The sequence below is a fragment of the Bradyrhizobium sp. sGM-13 genome, assembly GCF_018398875.1.
Lineage (GTDB): Bacteria > Pseudomonadota > Alphaproteobacteria > Rhizobiales > Xanthobacteraceae > Bradyrhizobium.
The window spans coordinates 1-254 of the sequence record NZ_JAGWDK010000372.1 but is presented as its reverse complement, the minus strand read 5'-3'; the positions used below and the strand labels follow the sequence as shown (position 1 = coordinate 254).

Below are 254 nucleotides of genomic sequence, written 5' to 3'. Positions count from 1 at the left end.
ACGGAGCGCCAAATGACCGGCTGGCGCGGGTTATCGAGGCGGCATTCGGCTGGCTGTTCCGCCCGTTCAACCGCCTCTTTCAGGTAAGTGCAGGAGGCTATCAAGGACTGGTGCGCAAGTCGCTCGGCCGACGCGGTGTTGCGCTTGCGGTTTATGCGGGTCTCCTGGCGATCACGGCTGTGCTGTTCCAGTCGGTGCCTGGCGGCTTTATCCCTGCCCAGGACAAGCTCTACCTGTTCTCGGGTGCAAAGCTG

1 protein-coding gene is annotated in these 254 nt (G+C 62.6%); it reads left to right on the top strand.

Annotation, left to right across the window (positions count from 1 at the left end):
* The coding region (locus KJQ96_RS39340; protein WP_213291255.1) for an efflux RND transporter permease subunit at nt 1-254 on the top strand (254 nt) is incomplete at both ends.